Source organism: Dietzia sp. IBK-p2-15D (genome assembly GCF_057773105.1).
The window spans coordinates 515,117-535,234 of record NZ_JBYMTK010000001.1; the positions used below are offsets into that span (position 1 = coordinate 515,117).

At 68.1% G+C, this 20,118-nt stretch carries 25 protein-coding genes; 24 read left to right on the top strand and 1 reads right to left on the bottom strand.

What is annotated here, in order from left to right; translation table 11 throughout:
* The first annotated feature begins 9 nt into the window (after window positions 1–9).
* The 9 genes from AC3DEV_RS02450 to tuf all read left to right on the top strand — a co-directional run bounded on the left by AC3DEV_RS02450 (window position 10) and on the right by tuf (window position 10,644).
* On the top strand, window positions 10–2,067 hold the full coding sequence (locus tag AC3DEV_RS02450) for an ATP-binding protein (protein WP_488371194.1): 2,058 nt from the start codon (window positions 10–12) through the stop codon (window positions 2,065–2,067).
* A 5-nt stretch (window positions 2,068–2,072) separates the two neighbouring features.
* Window positions 2,073–3,254 carry an acyl-CoA dehydrogenase family protein gene (locus AC3DEV_RS02455; protein WP_206474881.1) on the top strand — a complete coding sequence of 394 codons (1,182 nt, stop codon included), beginning with the start codon at window positions 2,073–2,075 and terminating at the stop codon, window positions 3,252–3,254.
* Between the two features lie 10 nt (window positions 3,255–3,264).
* Complete coding sequence (locus AC3DEV_RS02460) at window positions 3,265–4,068, top strand: enoyl-CoA hydratase family protein (RefSeq protein WP_488371195.1); 804 nt, start codon at window positions 3,265–3,267, stop codon at window positions 4,066–4,068.
* 65 nt (window positions 4,069–4,133) lie between these two features.
* A complete protein-coding gene (locus AC3DEV_RS02465; protein ID WP_488371196.1) occupies window positions 4,134–5,267 on the top strand; it encodes an NDMA-dependent alcohol dehydrogenase in 1,134 nt (377 codons plus the stop codon).
* Window positions 5,268–5,278: 11 nt separating this feature from the next.
* A complete protein-coding gene (locus AC3DEV_RS02470) occupies window positions 5,279–5,929 on the top strand; it encodes a TetR family transcriptional regulator (protein WP_488371197.1) in 651 nt (216 codons plus the stop codon).
* 200 nt (window positions 5,930–6,129) lie between these two features.
* A complete protein-coding gene (rpsL, locus tag AC3DEV_RS02475) occupies window positions 6,130–6,501 on the top strand; it encodes a 30S ribosomal protein S12 (protein ID WP_010541164.1) in 372 nt (123 codons plus the stop codon).
* Entirely contained in the window at window positions 6,501–6,971 is a 471-nt protein-coding gene (rpsG, locus tag AC3DEV_RS02480; protein WP_067716696.1) for a 30S ribosomal protein S7, read from the top strand. The genes rpsL and rpsG overlap by 1 nt, the downstream gene beginning before the upstream one ends.
* Window positions 6,972–7,166: 195 nt before the next feature.
* Window positions 7,167–9,278 (top strand): elongation factor G, encoded by a 2,112-nt coding sequence (gene fusA / locus AC3DEV_RS02485; RefSeq protein ID WP_488371198.1) that lies wholly within the window; start codon window positions 7,167–7,169, stop codon window positions 9,276–9,278.
* Between the two features lie 175 nt (window positions 9,279–9,453).
* A complete protein-coding gene (gene tuf, locus AC3DEV_RS02490) occupies window positions 9,454–10,644 on the top strand; it encodes an elongation factor Tu (RefSeq protein WP_488371199.1) in 1,191 nt (396 codons plus the stop codon).
* A gap of 126 nt (window positions 10,645–10,770) precedes the next feature.
* On the opposite strand, the gene AC3DEV_RS02495 is transcribed toward tuf, so the two are convergent.
* Complete coding sequence (locus AC3DEV_RS02495; protein ID WP_206474885.1) at window positions 10,771–11,043, bottom strand: hypothetical protein; 273 nt, start codon at window positions 11,041–11,043, stop codon at window positions 10,771–10,773.
* 552 nt (window positions 11,044–11,595) lie between these two features.
* Between AC3DEV_RS02495 and rpsJ the strand changes: the two genes are divergently transcribed.
* From rpsJ to rplE, 15 genes are all read left to right on the top strand, one after another.
* Window positions 11,596–11,901: a 30S ribosomal protein S10 gene (rpsJ, locus tag AC3DEV_RS02500; protein WP_003938093.1), complete on the top strand. Its 306-nt coding sequence runs from the start codon at window positions 11,596–11,598 to the stop codon at window positions 11,899–11,901.
* Window positions 11,902–11,953: 52 nt separating this feature from the next.
* Window positions 11,954–12,619, top strand: a complete 666-nt coding sequence (gene rplC / locus AC3DEV_RS02505; protein WP_096907062.1) for a 50S ribosomal protein L3 — start codon at window positions 11,954–11,956, stop codon at window positions 12,617–12,619.
* Window positions 12,616–13,305, top strand: a complete 690-nt coding sequence (rplD, locus tag AC3DEV_RS02510) for a 50S ribosomal protein L4 (protein ID WP_067716681.1) — start codon at window positions 12,616–12,618, stop codon at window positions 13,303–13,305. The genes rplC and rplD overlap by 4 nt, the downstream gene beginning before the upstream one ends.
* Window positions 13,302–13,604, top strand: coding sequence for a 50S ribosomal protein L23 (rplW, locus tag AC3DEV_RS02515; RefSeq protein ID WP_067716678.1), 303 nt, complete (start codon window positions 13,302–13,304; stop codon window positions 13,602–13,604). Before rplD ends, rplW begins: the two co-directional genes overlap by 4 nt.
* A gap of 31 nt (window positions 13,605–13,635) precedes the next feature.
* Window positions 13,636–14,472 carry a 50S ribosomal protein L2 gene (gene rplB, locus AC3DEV_RS02520; RefSeq protein WP_067716676.1) on the top strand — a complete coding sequence of 279 codons (837 nt, stop codon included), beginning with the start codon at window positions 13,636–13,638 and terminating at the stop codon, window positions 14,470–14,472.
* Between the two features lie 14 nt (window positions 14,473–14,486).
* On the top strand, window positions 14,487–14,768 hold the full coding sequence (gene rpsS, locus AC3DEV_RS02525) for a 30S ribosomal protein S19 (RefSeq protein WP_007628126.1): 282 nt from the start codon (window positions 14,487–14,489) through the stop codon (window positions 14,766–14,768).
* Window positions 14,765–15,202, top strand: a complete 438-nt coding sequence (gene rplV / locus AC3DEV_RS02530) for a 50S ribosomal protein L22 (protein ID WP_120284053.1) — start codon at window positions 14,765–14,767, stop codon at window positions 15,200–15,202. Before rpsS ends, rplV begins: the two co-directional genes overlap by 4 nt.
* A complete protein-coding gene (gene rpsC / locus AC3DEV_RS02535) occupies window positions 15,203–16,036 on the top strand; it encodes a 30S ribosomal protein S3 (protein ID WP_067716670.1) in 834 nt (277 codons plus the stop codon). It begins immediately after the preceding gene.
* Between the two features lie 2 nt (window positions 16,037–16,038).
* Window positions 16,039–16,455, top strand: coding sequence for a 50S ribosomal protein L16 (gene rplP / locus AC3DEV_RS02540; RefSeq protein ID WP_010541175.1), 417 nt, complete (start codon window positions 16,039–16,041; stop codon window positions 16,453–16,455).
* Window positions 16,455–16,685 carry a 50S ribosomal protein L29 gene (gene rpmC / locus AC3DEV_RS02545; protein ID WP_017838199.1) on the top strand — a complete coding sequence of 77 codons (231 nt, stop codon included), beginning with the start codon at window positions 16,455–16,457 and terminating at the stop codon, window positions 16,683–16,685. The genes rplP and rpmC overlap by 1 nt, the downstream gene beginning before the upstream one ends.
* Window positions 16,682–16,978, top strand: coding sequence for a 30S ribosomal protein S17 (gene rpsQ / locus AC3DEV_RS02550; RefSeq protein WP_172812145.1), 297 nt, complete (start codon window positions 16,682–16,684; stop codon window positions 16,976–16,978). The genes rpmC and rpsQ overlap by 4 nt, the downstream gene beginning before the upstream one ends.
* 526 nt (window positions 16,979–17,504) lie before the next feature.
* Window positions 17,505–18,560: an alpha/beta hydrolase gene (locus AC3DEV_RS02555; protein ID WP_240341252.1), complete on the top strand. Its 1,056-nt coding sequence runs from the start codon at window positions 17,505–17,507 to the stop codon at window positions 18,558–18,560.
* Window positions 18,561–18,703: 143 nt separating this feature from the next.
* Window positions 18,704–19,072 (top strand): 50S ribosomal protein L14, encoded by a 369-nt coding sequence (gene rplN, locus AC3DEV_RS02560; RefSeq protein WP_007628112.1) that lies wholly within the window; start codon window positions 18,704–18,706, stop codon window positions 19,070–19,072.
* 1 nt (window position 19,073) lies between these two features.
* A complete protein-coding gene (rplX, locus tag AC3DEV_RS02565; RefSeq protein WP_488371200.1) occupies window positions 19,074–19,388 on the top strand; it encodes a 50S ribosomal protein L24 in 315 nt (104 codons plus the stop codon).
* A 2-nt stretch (window positions 19,389–19,390) separates the two neighbouring features.
* On the top strand, window positions 19,391–19,963 hold the full coding sequence (rplE, locus tag AC3DEV_RS02570) for a 50S ribosomal protein L5 (RefSeq protein ID WP_067716660.1): 573 nt from the start codon (window positions 19,391–19,393) through the stop codon (window positions 19,961–19,963).
* The last annotated feature ends 155 nt before the right edge of the window (window positions 19,964–20,118 follow it).

A 20,118-nucleotide genomic window follows, 5' to 3' on the forward strand; every position in this document is an offset into this window, starting at 1 on the left:
AACGAAACCATGCAGAATTCATCAACCCCGTCTCCAATCACTTCAGTCCTGGTGGCCAACCGCGGCGAGATCGCCCGACGCGTCCACCGCACCGCCCGCGCACTCGGCATGACCACGGTCGCCGTGTTCTCCGACGCCGATGCCGATGCGCCCCACACCCGCGAGGCCGACGCCTCCGTCCGCCTCCCCGGCAACACGCCGGCCGAGACCTACCTGCGCGGTGACCTCGTCATCGCCGCGGCCAAGGCGGCCGGCGCCGACGCGATCCACCCGGGATACGGCTTCCTGTCCGAGAACGCCGGGTTCGCCCGCGACGTGATCGATGCCGGCCTGACCTGGGTCGGCCCGCCGGTCGCCGCCATCGAGGCCATGGGCTCCAAGATCGAGGCGAAGAAGATGATGGGCGAGGCCGGCGTGCCGATGCTCAGCGATCTCGAGCCCGCCGACGTCACCGAGGACATGCTCCCGGTGCTGGTCAAGGCCTCCGCCGGTGGCGGCGGACGCGGCATGCGGATCGTCCGCACCCTCGACTCGCTGCACGACGAGATCGCCAATGCGCAGCGCGAGGCACAGTCCGCCTTCGGCGACGACGCCGTCTTCTGCGAGCGTTTCCTCGAGCGTGGCCGCCACATCGAGGTCCAGATCATGGCCGACTCGCACGGCACCGTCTGGGCGGTGGGGGAGCGCGAGTGCTCCATCCAGCGCCGCCACCAGAAGGTCATCGAGGAGGCCCCCAGTCCCCTCGTCGAGCGGACCCCGGGGATGCGGGAGGCGCTCTACAAGGCGGCCCGCGACGCCGCGTCCGCGATCGGGTACACCGGCGCCGGAACGGTCGAGTTCCTCGCCACCGACGACGGCGAGTTCTTCTTCCTCGAGATGAACACCCGCCTCCAGGTGGAGCACCCGGTCACCGAGGCCACCACCGGTCTCGACCTGGTCGCCCTGCAGCTCGACGTGGCCGCCGGACTGCCGCTGCCGTCCGCCGAGCCGCCGGCCGCCCACGGTTGGTCGCTGGAGGCCCGCCTGTACGCCGAGGACCCGGCGAACGACTACACGCCGGGGTCGGGAACCCTCTGGGCGCTCGACGTCCCCGGGGTCTCCTCGAGCTTCGAAGGGCCCCACCGCCCGGGCATCCGGGTGGACAGCGGTGTCGAGCCGGGCCCCGACGGCGCCCTCATCGGCGTCCACTACGACCCGATGCTCGCCAAGGTCATCTCGTACGGCCGTACCCGAGCGGAGGCGTGTGCCTCCCTCGCCGGCGCCCTGGCCCGGGCACAGGTCCACGGGCTGACCACCAACCGGGCCCAGCTCGTCCGCGTGCTGCGGCACCCGGAGTTCATCGCCGGGAACCTGTCGACGGCGTTCCTCGACGACCACGGTGCCGAGTCGCTCGCCGCGCCGCTCGCGGACGACGAGACCGTCGCCATCTCGGCGCTGGCCGCGGCAGTGGTCTCCGGCACCGCCGACCACCTCGCCGGACCGGTGGCACTGGCCCAGGCCGGGTTCCGCAACGTCGGACGCACACTGCAGAAGCGGACGTTCCGTCACGGCGAGGACGAGCTCGAGGTGGCCTACATCCGCGAGCGCTCCGGCGCCCGCCCCGACGGCGACCTGGCCGACGTCGTCACCGTCGAGGAGGTGGGCCCCGACTCCGCCGTGCTCGAGGTCAGGGGAGTGCGCCGCGTCTTCACCGTGGCCCGCTACGAGACCCCGGGCACGGACACCGTGGTCGAGGTCGACTCGCCGCTCGGCCCCGTCTCGCTCATCGAGCCGCCCCGCTACACGGACCCCGCCGCGGAGGTCGCCGCCGGATCGCTGCTCGCGCCCATGCCCGGTGCGGTCATCCGCGTCGCGGTCTCCGTCGGTGACACCGTCACCGCCGGCCAGCCGCTGCTGTGGATGGAGGCCATGAAGATGGAACACACCATCTCGGCCGCCGTCGACGGCATCGTCACCGAGCTCCCCGTGGAGGTCGGCACACAGGTCGAGTCGGGGACGATCCTCGCCGTCGTCTCCGATCCCGACACCGACACCGACAGCACCGACACCACCAGCGTCCAGGAGTGACCACGATGACCGACATCTCACAGATCCCCAACCCCGTCATCGACACGGAGGAGCAGATGCAGCTCCGCCAGGTGGCCTTCGAGCTGGGCTCGCGCTACGGCATCGAGTACATGCGGGAGAAGTCCGACGCCGGGGAGACCACCGACGAGCTGTGGACCGAAGCCGGCAAGCTCGGACTGCTCGGCGTGAACCTGCCCGAGGAGTACGGCGGCGGTGGAGCCGGGATGACCGAGCTCGCGATCGTGGAGGAGGAGCTCTCCGCCGCGGGCGCCGGCCTGCTCATGATGGTCGTCTCGCCGGCCATCAACGGCACGATCATCTCGCGCTTCGGCACCGAGGAGCAGAAGAAGCGCTGGCTGCCGGGCATCGCCTCCGGTGAGACCATCACCTCCTTCGCGATCACCGAGCCCGACGCCGGGTCCAACTCGCACGCCATCACCACCACGGCCCGCCGCGACGGCTCCGACTTCCTGCTCAGTGGGCAGAAGACGTACATCTCCGGTGTCGACCAGGCCGACGCCATCCTCGTCGTCGCCCGCCTCGAGGGCGCCACCAGCGGCAAGCTCCAGCCGGCCCTGTTCATGGTCCCCACCGACGCCCCGGGCCTCGCCAAGACACACATCCCCACCGAGGTGCGGACCCCCGAGCGGCAGTTCCAGCTGTACTTCGACGACGTCCGGCTGCCCGCCGAGGCACTCATCGGCGACGGCGACACCGCGCTGCTCATGCTGTTCGCCGGCCTCAACCCCGAGCGCATCATGGCCTCGGGCATGGCCGTGGGCACCGCGCGCTTCGCCATGGACCGGGCCACCAAGTACGCCAACGAGCGCACCGTGTGGAAGACCCCCATCGGCGCGCACCAGGGCGTGTCGCACCCGCTGGCGCAGTGCAAGATCGAGCTCGAGCTGGCGCGACTGATGATGCGCAAGGCCGCGGCCCTGGTGGACGCCGGCCGTGACGACCTCGCCGGCGAGGCCGCCAACATGGCGAAGTACGCCTCCGGTGAGGTCTCGGCCCGCACAGTGGACCAGGCCATCCAGACCCTCGGTGGCAACGGGCTGTCGGTCGAGTACGGACTGGCCGGAATGCTCGCCGCGTCGCGTCTGCCCCGCATCGCCCCGGTCAGCCGGGAGATGATCCTCAACTACGTGGCCCAGCACTCGCTCGGGCTGCCGAAGAGCTACTGAGGTGGCCGCGGTGAGTGATCAGACGGCTGGCGACCAGACCCTGGTGCACTGCGAGGTCCGTGGAGGCGCAGCCCACGTCACCCTGGACTCGCAGCACAACCGCAACGCCATCTCGACCGCCCTGGTCGAGCAGCTCCATGCGGCGCTCGACCGGGCCGCCGGGGACGACGCCGCCCGCGTCGTCGTCCTCGGACACGCCGGTGGCACGTTCTGCGCCGGGGCGGATCTGTCGGAGGCCTCCGCCAGCCAGGGGAGCCCCGAGGAACAGGCCGCCGAGCGGACCCGGATCTTCCTGGGCCTGCTGCGAGCGATCCTCTCCCATCCCAAGCCGGTGATCGCCGCGGTCGACGGCCACGTGCGCGCGGGCGGAATGGGCCTGGTGTCGGCGTGCGATTTCGCGATCGCCGGCCCGGCCTCGTCCTTCGCGCTGACCGAGGTGCGCCTCGGGCTGGCGGCGGCGATGATCTCCGTGCCGCTGGCCGCGCGCGTGGGTTCGAGGGACCTCGCGCGAGCCCTGCTGACGGGGGAGAAGTTCGACTCCGCGCACGCGCTGCGGATCGGGCTGCTCTCCGAGGCGGTCGAGGACGTCCGGGGCGCGGTCGACGAGCTCGTGGCCGCGTTCCGGCCCTGCTCACCCCAGGGGCTCAGGGAGAACAAGGCGCTGCTCGCAGCGCCTGTGCTCGCCGAACTCGACGCGCGCGGAGAGGAGCTGGCGGGGGTCACCGCCCGCCTGTTCACCACCCCCGAGGTCGCCGAGGGGATGGCCGCGTTCCTGGAACGCAGACAGCCCTCCTGGGCGACCGCCACCGAGTAGCGTGTGATGTGGCACTGGTCACGTGACCAGTGTCACATCACCCCCTTCGCACGAGGAGCACACGCATGCGCACCAAGGCCGCCATCATCAGGGAGCCCAAGCAGGACGGCTGGGAGGTCGTCGAGGTCGATCTGGGCGATCCCCGGGTCGGTGAGGTCCAGGTCAAGCTGGCCGCGTCCGGCCTCTGCCACTCGGACGAGCACCTGCTCACCGGTGACCTGCAGTTCGAGACCTACCCCATCATCGGCGGGCACGAGGGTGCCGGTGTCGTCACCAAGGTCGGGGAGGGCGTCACCGGGATCGAGGAGGGCGACCACGTCGTCCTGGCGTTCATCCCCGCCTGTGGCACCTGCCCGCCCTGCGCGGAGGGGCTCCAGAACCTCTGCGACAACGGTGCCGGCCTGCTGACCGGCCGCGCGATCAGCGACGACACCTACCGGGTCCACACCGCCGCGGGTGAGCCGGTCGCCTCGATGTGTGTACTCGGGACGTTCTCGCCGTACGTGACCGTCCACCAGTCCTCCGTCGTCAAGATCGAGAAGGACATCCCGCTCGACAAGGCGGCCCTGCTGGGCTGCGGCGTCGCCACGGGCTGGGGATCGGCGACCGAGATCGGCGGCGCCAAGGAGGGCGACGTCGTCGTCGTCGTGGGCATCGGCGGAATCGGTATCAACTCGGTCCAGGGCGCCGCAGCCGCAGGAGCGCGCGCGATCGTCGCCGTCGACCCGGTCGAGTTCAAGCGCGAGAAGGCCATGGAGTTCGGGGCCACCCACACGTGTGACTCCATGGACGAGGCGATGGCGCTGGTCGGGGAGATCAGCTGGGGCCGGATGGCGGATCTGGTCATCCTCACCATGGGCGTCGTCAACGGCAACGATCTCCTGCCCGGTCTCACCTTGACGGGCAAGGGGCGACGGTGTGTGGTCGTGGGGCTCGGGGACATGATGGCCGTCGACGCCCAGATCTCCATCCTCGACCTGGCGATGCAGCAGAAGACCCTCCAGGGCGCCATCTTCGGGGGCACCGGCCCGCGCAAGCAGATCCCGCACCTGCTCCACCAGTACCGCGCCGGGAACCTCAAGCTCGACGAGCTCGTCACCAAGACCTACCGCCTGGAGGAGATCAACCAGGGGTACCAGGACATGCGCGACGGCAACAACATCCGCGGAGTGATCATCTACGACGAGCAGGACTGGTAACAGGAGGACACATGACGGCACCCGAGCAGCGCGCCCCCAAGCAGGACAGAAGCCGTATCACGCGGGAGCGTCTGCTCGGTGCCTCGATCGACCTCCTCGCGACGCAGGGCTGGGCGGCGACCACCGTGGGTGCGGTGGCCGCCGCCGCCGGCGTCTCACGGGGCGCCGCCCAGCACCACTTCCCGACGCGCGAGGACCTCATCACCGCCGCGCTCGGGCACATGATCGAACAGCGACTCGAGGACGTCCGGAGCGTGGGTCTCGACCTGCCCGAGCCCGGACCCGAGCGGACGGTCGCCGTGGTCCGGCTCATAGTCGGGCACTACACGTCCGACCTGTTCAAGGCCGCGCTCCACGTCTGGACCGCGGCGGCCTCCGATCCCGCCCTCAGGGACCGCGTGCTCCCGCTCGAGAACCACATGTCGCGTGAGGTCCTGTCCATCGCCGCCGCCGCCCTGGGGCGCGACCCGGGTGACGTCCGGATCCGGCGCGCACTCCAGACCACCCTGGACCTCGCCCGGGGCCTGGGGCTCGCGGACGTCCTGTCCGACGACTCGGCGCGGCGTGACAAGATCGTGCGATTCTGGGCCCACACGTTGGACATGGTCCTCGACGAGGCCGGCGCGCCGCCCGCGCGCGACGCCGCGAACGACCCATTTTGACCACTGCATCCCCCGGCGGTTAGGCTTGACCATCGTGCTCGCAGTACGCGAGCTGGAGGATCGTGCCCGGTAGGCCAGCGAGAGCGGCTGACGTGGTCGGCTGTGCGCGGCGACAGGCGCGCGAGAGTCCGGATACGAGCAACGTCCCAGTGACCGGTGGTCGCCCCCAGTGGAGGCCGCCAGCTAGAGAAAGTCGGTTCATGCCAACCATCAACCAGCTGGTCCGCAAGGGCCGCCAGGACAAGAAGTCGGCGACGTCGACGGCTGCCCTCAAGGGTTCGCCTCAGCGTCGCGGCGTGTGCACCCGCGTGTACACCACGACCCCCAAGAAGCCGAACTCCGCGCTCCGTAAGGTCGCCCGTGTGCGCCTGACCACCGGTATCGAGGTCTCCGCCTACATCCCCGGTGAGGGTCACAACCTGCAGGAGCACTCCATGGTGCTCGTGCGTGGCGGTCGTGTGAAGGACCTCCCGGGTGTGCGCTACAAGATCATCCGCGGCTCGCTCGACACCCAGGGTGTGAAGGACCGCAAGCAGGCCCGCTCCCGCTACGGCGCCAAGAAGGAGAAGTAATGCCTCGTAAGGGTCCCGCCCCCAAGCGCCAGCTGATCAACGACCCGGTCTACGGGTCGCCGCTGGTCACCCAGCTCGTGAACAAGATCCTCCTCGACGGCAAGAAGACGACCGCCGAGCGCATCGTCTACTCCGCGCTGGAGATCTGCCGCGAGAAGACCGGAACCGATCCGGTCATCACCCTCAAGAAGGCGCTCGACAACGTCAAGCCGGCTCTCGAGGTCCGCTCCCGTCGTGTCGGCGGCGCCACCTACCAGGTGCCCGTCGAGGTCCGCCCCGGTCGTTCGACGACCCTGGCGATGCGCTGGCTGGTGACGTTCTCCCGGCAGCGTCGTGAGAACACGATGGTCGAGCGTCTGGCCAACGAGATCCTGGACGCCTCCAACGGTCTGGGTGCCGCGGTCAAGCGCCGCGAGGACACCCACAAGATGGCCGAGGCAAACCGGGCGTTCGCTCACTACCGCTGGTGACGCGTCGGGACCCGGGCCGGGGCGTGGGTATCCACGTCCCCCCGGCCAGGGTCCCGTTGTCACCCGCCGGGTGGCATCATTGATCAAGGCCCGTACCTCACGCCCCGCGTGCAGGTACCGGCAGCACTACCGACCCGGTTCGGACGGTCGACAGCGACCGCACGGGCCACCGACGACTCACATTCGGGAGAATCCGTGGCACAGGACGTGCTGACCGACCTCAACAAGGTCCGCAACATCGGCATCATGGCGCACATCGACGCCGGTAAGACCACCGTCACCGAGCGCATCCTGTTCTACACGGGTGTCAACCGCAAGGCAGGCGAGACGCACGACGGTGCGTCGACCACCGACTGGATGGAGCAGGAGAAAGAGCGCGGCATCACGATCACGTCCGCCGCCGTCACCTGTTTCTGGTCCAACAACCAGATCAACATCATCGACACCCCGGGCCACGTCGACTTCACCGTCGAGGTGGAGCGGTCCCTGCGCGTCCTGGACGGCGCCGTCGCCGTCTTCGACGGCAAGGAGGGCGTCGAGCCCCAGTCCGAGCAGGTCTGGCGTCAGGCCGAGAAGTACGACGTGCCCCGCATCTGCTTCGTCAACAAGATGGACAAGATGGGCGCGGACTTCTTCTACACGGTCCAGACCATCGTCGACCGTCTCGGCGCGAAGCCGCTGGTCCTGCAGCTCCCGATCGGCGCCGAGGACGAGTTCGAAGGTGTCGTCGACCTCGTCGAGATGAAGGCGCTCGTCTGGCCCGGCAAGACCGACATCGGCACCGAGGCGCAGGTGCAGGACATCCCGGCCGACCTGCAGGAGAAGGCCGAGGAGTACCGCGAGAAGCTCCTCGAGACCGTCGCCGAGAGCGACGAGGCGCTGATGGAGAAGTACTTCGGTGGCGAGGAGCTGACGAAGGACGAGATCCAGGCGGCGATCCGCAAGATGGTCGTCAACGCCGAGATCTACCCGGTGCTGTGTGGTTCGGCGTACAAGAACAAGGGCATCCAGCCCCTGCTCGACGCCGTCATCGCCTACCTCCCCAACCCGCTGGACGTCGGCGAGGTCCACGGCCACAAGGTCGGGGACGAGGAGACGGAGATCCTCCGCAAGCCGTCCAAGGACGAGCCGTTCGCGGCGCTCGCGTTCAAGATCGCGGTGCACCCGTTCTTCGGCGAGCTGACCTTCGTGCGCGTCTACTCGGGCCGGATTGACCCGAGCACCCAGGTGCAGAACGCGACCAAGGGCAAGAAGGAGCGCGTCGGCAAGCTCTTCCAGATGCACGCCAACAAGGAGATGCCCGTGGATGAGGCCGTCGCCGGCCACATCTACGCGTTCATCGGGCTCAAGGACACCACCACGGGTGACACCCTGTGCGACCTGAACAACCAGGTCATCCTCGAGTCGATGACGTTCCCGGACCCGGTCATCGACGTCTCGATCGAGCCCAAGACCAAGGCCGACCAGGAGAAGCTCGGCACGGCCATCCAGAAGCTGGCCCGTGAGGATCCGACGTTCTCGGTGCGCCTGGACGAGGAGACCGGACAGACCGTCATCGGCGGAATGGGCGAGCTCCACCTGGACGTGCTCGTCGACCGGATGAAGCGCGAGTTCAAGGTCGAGGCCAATGTCGGCAAGCCGCAGGTCGCGTACCGCGAGACCATCAAGGGCTCGATCGACAAGTTCGACTACACCCACAAGAAGCAGACCGGTGGTTCCGGTCAGTTCGCGAAGGTGCAGATCGCGCTCGGCCCGCTGGACCAGGAGGCCGTCGAAGCCGGCGAGACCTACGAGTTCAGCGACAAGGTCACCGGTGGCCGCGTGCCCAAGGAGTACATCCCCTCCGTGGACGCCGGCATCAAGGACGCCATGCAGTACGGCATCCTCGCCGGCTACCCGATGGTCAACGTCAAGGCGACGCTCGTCGACGGCGCGTACCACGAGGTCGACTCGTCCGAGATGGCGTTCAAGGTCGCGGGCTCCATGGCCTTCAAGGAGGCCGCCCGTAAGTGCCAGCCCGTGATCCTGGAGCCGCTGATGGCCGTGGAGGTCGTCACGCCCGAGGACTACATGGGTGACGTCATCGGCGACATCAACTCCCGCCGCGGCCAGATCCAGGCGATGGAGGAGCGCTCCGGCGCCCGCGTCGTGAAGGCCAATGTGCCTCTTTCCGAGATGTTCGGCTACGTCGGCGACCTCCGGTCGAAGACGCAGGGCCGGGCCAACTACTCGATGGTCTTTTCCCACTACGCCGAGGTTCCGGCGGGCGTGGCCAAGGAGATCATCGCCAAGGCGACCGGCGAGTAACCGGTACTGGTCCCGCCCCGCCGTCAGGCGGGGTGGGGCCGATGCCGGCGGCGCACGGTCGAACCTCCGGGTGGCCGCCGGTTCGTGCTCAACACGGCACGATGAGTAAGATCAGATCCCACACAAAGCAGTGCCCACCTCCAGGTGGGGACAGACCAGTCCAGGAGGACACCAAGTGGCGAAGGCGAAGTTCGAGCGGACCAAACCGCACGTAAACATCGGCACCATCGGTCACGTCGACCACGGCAAGACCACCACCACCGCGGCCATCACCAAGGTTCTGGCGGACACCTACCCCGACCTCAACGACGCGTTCGCGTTCGACGAGATCGACAAGGCGCCGGAGGAGAAGGCCCGTGGTATCACGATCAACATCTCCCACGTCGAGTACCAGACCGAGAAGCGCCACTACGCGCACGTCGACGCCCCCGGTCACGCCGACTACATCAAGAACATGATCACCGGTGCCGCCCAGATGGACGGCGCGATCCTGGTTGTGGCGGCCACCGACGGCCCCATGCCGCAGACCCGTGAGCACGTGCTGCTCGCCCGTCAGGTGGGTGTGCCCTACATCCTCGTCGCCCTGAACAAGTGCGACATGGTCGACGACGAGGAGATCCTCGAGCTCGTCGAGATGGAGGTCCGCGAGCTGCTGGCCTCGCAGGACTTCGACGAGGACGCCCCGGTCGTCCACATCTCCGCGCTCAAGGCGCTCGAGGGTGACGAGAAGTGGGTCCAGGCCGTCGTCGACCTCATGAAGGCCTGCGACGACTCCATCCCGGATCCCGAGCGTGAGACCGACAAGCCGTTCCTCATGCCCGTCGAGGACGTCTTCACGATCACCGGTCGTGGCACCGTCGTCACCGGTCGTATCGAGCGTGGTCAGATCAACGTGAACGAGGATGTCGAGCTCATCGGCATCAAGGAGAAGGCCACCAAGACCACCATCACGGGCATCGAGATGTTCCGTAAGCTGCTCGACTACGGCGAGGCCGGCGACAACGTCGGTCTGCTCGTCCGTGGTCTCAAGCGCGAGGACGTCGAGCGTGGCCAGGTCGTCATCAAGCCGGGCGCCTACACCCCGCACACCACGTTCGAGGGCCAGGCGTACATCCTGTCCAAGGACGAGGGCGGCCGTCACACGCCGTTCTTCAACAACTACCGCCCGCAGTTCTACTTCCGTACCACGGACGTGACCGGCGTCGTGACCCTCCCCGAGGGCACCGAGATGGTCATGCCGGGCGACAACACCGAGATGAGCGTCGAGCTCATCCAGCCGGTCGCCATGGATGAGGGCCTGCGCTTCGCGATCCGCGAGGGTGGCCGCACCGTCGGCGCCGGACAGGTCACCAAGATCATCAAGTGATCCACTGACCGCTCGGTCCGGGTGAATCCCCGGGTCGATCGAGGAAGGGCGCCCCACCGTCAGGTGGGGCGCCCTTCCCGTATTTTCGAGATGGTCCACCGGGTCCCGGGGGAGTGGACGATCGAGCTACCTGCGACGACCGAGGATGGTCATCGCGACCGACAACCCCACCGCGGCGACCCCGGCGAGCGCGGCCGCGGCGACGGCGGCGACCTGTTCGGCACTCGCGCCGTGCGCGTCGTACCCGGGACCGGATACCCCGTGCCGGCGGTCGACTTCCGCGAGTGCCCGGAAGAGTTCATCGGGATCGCCGCCCGCGTCCGGATGGTGGCGCAGGACCGCCTGCCGCCTGTCCCGTTTGTAGGCGGCGGGGTCCCGCGGCTCGCGTCTGCTGTTCACGATGTGGTCTCCTCCGAGTGTGGACTCTGGTCTTCCCGACGCTACCGAAGTACCCGGTCGTCGTGCCGGGGTCCGTGACGCACCCGAGGACGCCGGGACGTCCGGGATTTTGCCCTTCCGGCCGATGTACTGCATACTGGTCAAGTTGCCCGGACAAGGCGGCGATCCCGTATGGGCCCGATGGGCCCCGGGGAGAGTCGGGTTGGTCGGGCGAGCACGACCGGGGCGGGTGAGTGATCACCCGCCGGAAAAGCGGGAGGGCGACACGCCCGATCGCGTGGACGCGTCGTGACACGTCAACAGCGGCAGCGGATCGGTCCGCCGTCATCCTCGCCTCGCGCGAGCGATGTGGCACTCCGTCCTCTGGAGGTCTCGTAGTCGTGTCATGCCCGTGGGCGCGCGGCGGGGTCCTCCACGATGGAGCACCGATGCACGGGACCGGGTGGTAGACGGTCTGACGGTGTCACACATGACAAGCGAACACACAGTGTCCCCGCGCAGCGAGGGCGCTTACGACAGCCGCCCTCACGGGCGGGAGGAGAAGAGGACGAAGTGGCGGGACAAAAGATCCGCATCCGGCTCAAGGCCTACGACCATGAAGCTATCGACGCCTCGGCCCGCAAGATCGTCGAGACGGTGACCCGTACGGGTGCTCGTGTCGTCGGTCCCGTGCCGCTGCCCACCGAGAAGAACGTCTACTGCGTCATCCGCTCGCCGCACAAGTACAAGGATTCGCGTGAGCACTTCGAGATGCGTACCCACAAGCGGTTGATCGACATTCTCGACCCCACGCCGAAGACCGTGGACGCTCTCATGCGTATCGACCTGCCTGCCAGCGTCGACGTCAACATCCAGTGACCTCCGACCGCGTAGCGGTCAGCAAGCAACGTGCAGCGGAGACAGTGAACAGATGACTAACACCGAGATCAAGGGAATCCTGGGCGCCAAGCTCGGCATGACCCAGGTCTTCGACGAGAACAACCGGGTGGTTCCGGTTACCGTCGTCAAGGCCGGGCCGTGCGTCGTGACCGGGATCCGTACCCAAGAGACCGACGGCTACGACGCCGTCCAGATCGCGTTCGGCGCGATCGACCCCCGCAAGGTCACCAAGCCGGTGGCCGGCCAGTTCGATAAGGCCGGGGTCACCCCCCGTCGTCACCTCGCCGAGATCCGACTCGACAACGCCGAGCAGGCCGCCGGGTTCGAGATCGGCCAGGAGATCGGCGCCGACGTGTTCGAGGACGGCGCGTTCGTCGACGTCACCGGCACCTCCAAGGGCAAGGGCTTCGCCGGTACCATGAAGCGCCACGGCTTCGCCGGCCAGGGTGCCTCGCACGGTACGCAGGCCGTGCACCGCAAGCCGGGTTCCATCGGCGGGGCATCGACCCCGGGCCGCGTCTTCAAGGGCAAGTCGATGGCCGGCCGCATGGGCAACGATCGCGTGACCACCATGAACCTCAAGGTCCACAAGGTGGACGCCGAGGCCGGCGTCCTCCTCATCAAGGGAGCCATCCCGGGTCGTAACGGCGGCCTCGTGATGGTCCGTTCCGCAGTGAAGGGCGGTGCGCGCGCATGACCACCACGGAGAACACCGTGAACCTCAAGCTGGACGTCCGTACCCCGGCGGGCAAGACCGACGGTTCGGTCGAGCTCCCCGCCGAGATCTTCGGCGTCGAGCCCAACCTGCCCCTGATGCACCAGGTCGTGGTGGCTCAGCTCGCCGCGGCGCGTCAGGGCACGCACTCGACCAAGACCCGTGGCGAGGTCCGCGGCGGCGGCCGCAAGCCGTTCCGCCAGAAGGGCACCGGCCGCGCCCGTCAGGGTTCGACCCGCGCCCCCGCCTACACCGGCGGCGGCACCGTCCACGGCCCGAAGCCGCGTGACTACTCGCAGCGCACCCCCAAGAAGATGAAGGCCGCCGCGCTCCGCGGTGCCCTCTCCGACCGGGTCTCGGCCGATCGCCTCCACGTGGTGACCGAGTTCGTCGAGGGACAGAAGCCGTCGACGGCCGGTGTCCGCGACTTCCTGGGCACCCTGTCCGACCGCAAGAAGATCCTGATCGTCGTCGGTCGTGAGGACGTCGCCGCATGGCGTTCCGTGGCCAACCTCGATCACGTCCATCCGATCGCTCCGGATCAGCTCAACACCTACGACGTGCTCCACGCTGACGACGTCGTGTTCTCGGTCGAGGCTCTGGACGCGTTCGTCACGCAGGCGAGCCGTGCGTTCGCCGGCAAGGCAGCGAAGGAGGCCGACAAGTGAGCACCGTCGCCGATCCCCGGGACGTGATCCTCGCCCCGGTCGTCTCCGAGAAGGCCTACGGCCTGCTCGAGCAGGGCGTGTACACGTTCCAGGTCGCCCCGGGCGCCAACAAGACGCAGATCAAGATCGCCATCCAGGAGATCTTCGGCGTCACCGTTGAGTCCGTGAATACCGCCAACCGTCAGGGCAAGCGCAAGCGCACCCGCACCGGGTACGGACAGCGCAAGAGCACCAAGCGCGCCATCGTGACCCTCGCGGCCGACAGCAAGCCCATCGAGATCCCGGGTCTGACCGCCTGACGGCGGGAAGAGTTAAGGACGAGAGAACCTCATGGCTATCCGCAAGTACAAGCCCACGACCCCCGGTCGTCGCGGCTCGAGCGTCTCGGACTTCGCCGAGATCACCCGCTCGACGCCCGAGAAGTCGCTGCTGCGCCCGCTGAGCAAGACCGGCGGCCGCAACGGTCACGGCCGTATCACCAGCCGCCACAAGGGCGGTGGCCACAAGCGCCAGTACCGCGTCATCGACTTCCGTCGTAATGACAAGGACGGCGTGCTCGCCACCGTCGCGCACATCGAGTACGACCCGAACCGCACCGCCAACATCGCCCTCCTGCACTACGCGGACGGCGAGAAGCGGTACATCCTCGCCCCGCGCAACCTGAAGCAGGGCATGAAGGTCGAGTCGGGTGCAGGCGCCGACATCAAGACCGGCAACAACCTCCCGCTCCGGAACATCCCCGCAGGCACCGTGGTGCACGCGGTGGAGCTCCGTCCGGGCGGCGGCGCCAAGATGGCCCGCGCCGCCGGCGCCGGCATCCAGCTGCTCGGTAAGGAGGGGACCTACGCCTCCCTCCGCATGCCCTCCGGTGAGATCCGCCGGGTCGACGTGCGGTGCCGCGCCACGATCGGCGAGGTCGGCAACGCCGAGCAGGCCAACATCAACTGGGGTAAGGCCGGCCGCATGCGGTGGAAGGGCGTTCGCCCGACCGTCCGTGGCGTGGTCATGAACCCCGTCGACCACCCGCATGGTGGTGGCGAGGGTAAGACGTCCGGTGGACGTCACCCCGTCAGCCCGTGGGGCCAGCCCGAGGGCCGGACCCGCAAGCCCAACAAGGCGAGTGACAGCATGATCGTCCGTCGCCGTCGCACCGGTAAGAAGCGTTAAGGAGGGAAACTAGGATGCCTCGTAGTCTCAAGAAGGGTCCGTTCGTCGACGAACACCTCCTCGCGAAGGTGGACGTGCAGAACGACAAGGGCACGCATCAGGTCATCAAGACCTGGTCGCGGCGCTCGACGATCCTGCCCGATTTCATCGGCCACACGTTCGCCGTCCATGACGGCCGCAAGCATGTGCCCGTGTTCGTGTCCGACTCGATGGTGGGTCACAAGCTCGGCGAGTTCGCGCCGACGCGCACGTTCAAGGGGCACATCAAGGACGATCGGAAGAGTAAGCGTCGATGAGCACTGATACGAAGAAGACCGACGACGGCACGGCGACGGCCGAGCAGAAGCTCTCCGCGCGTGCCACCGCCAAGTTCGTCCGCGTCACGCCCATGAAGGCGCGTCGTGTGATCGACCTCATCCGCGGCAAGGACGCCGCCGACGCGCTGAACACGCTGCGGTTCGCCCCGCAGGCCGCCAGCGAGCCGGTCGCCAAGGTCCTCGCCTCCGCGATGGCCAACGCCGAGAACAACCTCGACCTGGACCCCCGGACCCTCGTGGTCACGGCGGCCTACGCCGACGAGGGGCCGACCCTCAAGCGTTTCCGCCCGCGTGCCCAGGGTCGTGCGTTCCGCGTGCGTAAGCGTACGAGCCACATCACCATCGAGGTGACCAGCGTGCCCGAGAAGACCGGCTCCGGTCGGGCACGTCGCAACCAGGGAGGTGCCCGCTAAATGGGACAGAAGATCCAGCCGCACGGCTTCCGTCTCGGCATCACCTCGGACTGGACGTCCAAGTGGTTCGCCGACAAGCAGTACGCCGACTACGTCGCCGAGGACATCAAGATCCGTCAGCTCCTGTCCAAGGGCATGGAGCGGGCCGGTATCTCCGGGGTCGACATCTCGCGGACCCGTGACCGGGTCCACGTGGACATTCACACGGCCCGCCCGGGCATCGTGATCGGCCGTCGGGGCGCCGAGGCGGACCGTCTTCGCGGGGAGCTCGAGAAGCTCACCGCCAAGCAGGTCCACCTCAACATCCTCGAGATCAAGAACACCGAGGCCGACGCCCAGCTCGTCGCCCAGGGGATCGCCGAGCAGCTCTCGAATCGTGTGGCGTTCCGTCGCGCGATGCGCAAGGGCATCCAGTCGGCCATGCGTCAGCCCCAGGTCAAGGGCATCAAGGTGGTCTGTTCGGGTCGTCTCGGCGGTGCCGAGATGTCCCGTTCGGAGCGCTACCACGAGGGGCGCGTCCCCCTGCACACCCTGCGTGCCGAGATCGACTACGGCACCTACGAGGCCAAGACGACCTTCGGTCGTATCGGTGTCAAGGTGTGGATCTACAAGGGTGACGTGGTCGGCGGCCGTCGCGAGTCCGACCAGTACGCCCAGTCCAGCAACCGTGGCGGTGCCGACCGCGGTCCCCGCCGCGAGCGTGGCGCCGGTCGTCCGCGTCGCTCCGGGGCCCAGGGCACCACTGCGACCAGCACCGAGACCGGCCGCGCCGGTTCCGGCTCGGCCGCCGAGGCTCCTGCCGAGGCACCGCAGAACCAGACCAGGGAGGCGTGACAGTGCTTATCCCCAAGCGCGTCAAGCACCGCAAGCAGCACCACCCCGGCCGTAAGGGCGGGGCAAAGGGTGGCACCAAGGTGACCTTCGGTGACTACGGCATCCAGGCTCTCGAGCCGGCCTACGTCACCAACCGTCAGATCGAGTCCGCACGTATCGCCATCAACCGCCACATCAAGCGTGGTGGCAAGGTGTGGATCAACATCTATCCGGATCGTCCCCTGACCAAGAAGCCCGCCGAGGTGCGGATGGGTTCCGGTAAGGGCTCGGTCGAGTGGTGGGTGGCCAATGTCAAGCCGGGCCGCATCCTGTTCGAGATGTCGTACCCGAACGAGGAGACCGCTCGCGAGGCCCTTCGCCGCGCGCAGCACAAGCTCCCGTGCAAGACCCGCATCGTGACCCGGGAGGAGCAGTTCTGATGGCTAGTGGAACCACCGCCCCCGAGCTGCGTGAGCTCGATGCGGATGCGCTGACCGCGCGTCTGCGTGAGGCCAAGGAAGAGCTGTTCAACCTGCGCTTCCAGATGGCCACCGGTCAGCTGACCAACAACCGTCGCCTGCGTGTCGTCCGCCACGACATCGCTCGCATCTACACCGTCATTCGCGAGCGCGAGCTCGGTCTGTCGGCGGCGCCGGGTGATGCCAAGTGAGTGACAAGGAAGCAGTTGTGACTGAGTCCAACGAGAACACCGAGCGCAACAGCCGCAAGGTGCGCATCGGGTACGTCGTGTCCGACAAGATGGAGAAGACCATCATCGTCGAGCTCGAGGACCGCGTGAAGCACCCGCTGTACGGCAAGATCATGCGCCGTACCGAGCGGGTCAAGGCCCACGACGAGACCAACACCGCCGGAGTCGGCGACCGCGTGCGGATCATGGAGACCCGCCCGCTGTCCGCCTCCAAGCGGTATCGCCTCGTCGAGGTGCTCGAGCGGGCCAAGTAAGCCCCCACTCGACATATGCGAACGGCCCGGCCCCGGGACTCCGGGGCCGGGTCGTCTCGCGTTGCGGGGGCGCACGGGACGGCCGAATGTAACGGATCACCGTGGTGTAACGAATTTTGAGTAGTGTGTCAGCGTCCGACGCTGGCCGAGAGGACAGGATCGTCATATGGGGAACGAACCACATTTCGGCCGACGGGGGAGTGGGCGGGGCGATCGCCGTCGTGGTCTGAGTGCGCTCGCGATCGGCGCGGTCGTGATCACGACGCCGGCCACGGGGCTTCCCGTCGCCGGCGCCCAGAGCACGGGCCCGGGGTCAGTCGATCCGGGATCCCTCGTTCCCAGCGTGGCGCCCGGGAGCCTGTTGGGCGCACCATCGCTCAGTATCGCCGCGTCGACCCAGCTCGGTGCCCCGATCCCGGTCACGTCCGTCCTCGGATCCGTCGGCGCCATCGGTTCCAGCGATTTCCCCCGTCCGGGAAGCTCCCAACCCCCGGCCGGGCCCCGCGCGACACGGGACGGGTCCATCGTGTCCTCCACCGTGCAGCGGATCGAGCCTCTCTTCCCGGCGTCGACGGAGGCGGTCGATCGTCGCGCCGAGGTGTGGACCGTGACGTCTGAATCCATGCAACGGACGGTCCGCGTCGAGGTCTACCGCGCCCCGGCGGGCGTCGACGCGCCCAACGTGTACTTCCTCGACGGCGTCGGTTCCGAGGTCCCGTCCGGGTGGAGCACGGGTATGGGCTGGGGCGATCCCGCGCTGCGCGACCGCGCGGTGAACGTGATCGTTCCGACGGGCGGCCCGGCGTCGATGTGGTCCGACTGGCAGGCGGACGATCCCGTCCTGGGCCCCAACAACTGGGAGACGTTCCTCACCGAGGAGTTGCCGCCGCTGCTCGAGGCCGGTTTACCCGGGGCCGCGGGGCCGCTCGCCCACAACGGGAGCTGGGGGGTCATGGGCGTGTCGATGGGGGCGTCCGCGGCGCTTCATCTGGCCAACAGGAACGAGATGTTCGGAGGCGCCGCCGGTATCAGCGGCGCCTATTCGACCACCGACGAGCTCGGCTACCAGTACGCGCGACTCACCGTGGCCGCTCGCCACGGGGACGTCACCAACATGTGGGGGCCGCGCGGGTCCCGGGAGTGGGTGGAGCACGACACCGTGGCGGACCCCTCCGGGCTCGAGGGCAAGGCGGTCTACCTCAGCGCCGCGACCGGGCTGGTGGGTTCCAGCGAGCTCGGCCGCTTCGGCAGCAACGAACTCGTGCTCATCGACGGACATGTCCTCGAGAAGGGCTCCTACGAGAGCACCCGTGCACTCGAGGCCGCGCTCGCCTCGGTTCCCGGGGTCGACCTGAGGATGAACTACATGCCCTCCGGGATCCACAACTGGCCGGTCTTCGTCACCGAGATGCGGCCGGGGATGGATCACGTCCTCTCCGGACTGCCCGACGCCGCGCCCAACGGGCGGAGGACGACGGGGGGAGTGGCGGACTCCGGGGCTAGCGCTGCCGGCTCATCGGGATCGAGCGGTTCGACGGGTTCCCTGCGTGGATCCGGATCGGCCGGCTCGAGCGGTAGCTGACCGGGATTTGGGTCCCGGTGCATGCGCACCCTACACTGGACCAGTTGCCCGACCTGGCACGTCTCGACGTGTCGACGGGTGGCATGACCGCGTGTGTCGGGTCGGTATCCGGCACACATTGAACAGACCTGGTCAGGAGAACCATGATCCAGCAGGAGTCGCGGCTGAAGGTCGCCGACAACACGGGTGCCAAGGAGATTCTCTGCATCCGCGTTCTCGGCGGTTCCAAGCGCCGCTACGCAGGCGTGGGCGACATCATCGTCGCCACCGTCAAGGACGCCATCCCCGGTGGCAACGTCAAGAAGGGTGAGGTCGTCAAGGCCGTCATCGTGCGCACCGCCAAGGAGCGCCGTCGCCCGGACGGCTCGTACATCAAGTTCGACGAGAACGCCGCCGTCATCATCAAGAACGACAACGATCCGCGCGGAACGCGCATCTTCGGGCCCGTCGGCCGCGAACTGCGCGACAAGAAGTTCATGCGGATCGTCTCGCTGGCTCCGGAGGTGCTCTGACATGAAGGTTCACAAGGGCGACACGGTGCTGGTCATCTCCGGTAAGGACAAGGGCGCCAAGGGCAAGGTCATCCAGGCTTTCCCGGCTCAGGAGAAGGTCCTCGTCGAGGGCGTCAACCGCATCAAGAAGCACACCTCCAACTCGGCTGCCGAGCGCGGCGCCTCCTCGGGCGGCATCGTCACCCAGGAGGCCCCGATCCACGTGTCCAACGTGATGGTCGTGGACGCCGACGACACCCCGACCCGGGTCGGAATCCGCACCGACGAGAACGGCAAGCGCGTCCGTGTCTCGCGCAAGACCGGGAAGGACCTGTGACCATGACTGAGACCGCTCTTCCCTCCGGGTACACCCCTCGCCTCAAGGACAAGTACCGCAGCGAGATCCGGCCGGCACTCAACGAGACGTTCGAGTACGCCAACGTCATGCAGATCCCGGGCGTCGCGAAGGTCGTCGTCAACATGGGTGTCGGTGACGCCGCCCGCGACGCCAAGCTCATCAACGGCGCCATCAACGACCTCACGCTGATCACCGGCCAGAAGCCGGAGGTCCGTCGGGCCCGCAAGTCCATCGCACAGTTCAAGCTGCGCGAGGGCATGCCGATCGGCGCGCGCGTCACCCTGCGCGGCGACCGCATGTGGGAGTTCCTCGATCGCCTGACGACCGTCGCGCTCCCGCGTATCCGTGACTTCCGCGGACTCTCGGGCAAGCAGTTCGACGGCCACGGCAACTACACGTTCGGCCTCAACGAGCAGACGATGTTCTACGAGATCGATGTCGACAAGGTCGACCGCCCCCGGGGCATGGACATCACGGTCGTCACGACCGCAACGAACGACGAAGAGGGCCGGGCACTGCTCAAGCAGCTCGGATTCCCCTTCAAGGAGGACTGACCTCCTCCACCGGCCGGACCGGCCGTCCCCGCCGGGGCACCGCATCGCGGTTCCCCGGCGGCGGGCAGACGGCCCAGTCGTCTGGTCGCGCCCCGGTGAGAAGAGCACCGGCCGCGGCGGGAACACCGGGATGCCCCGAGGGGCGCCGGATCCCA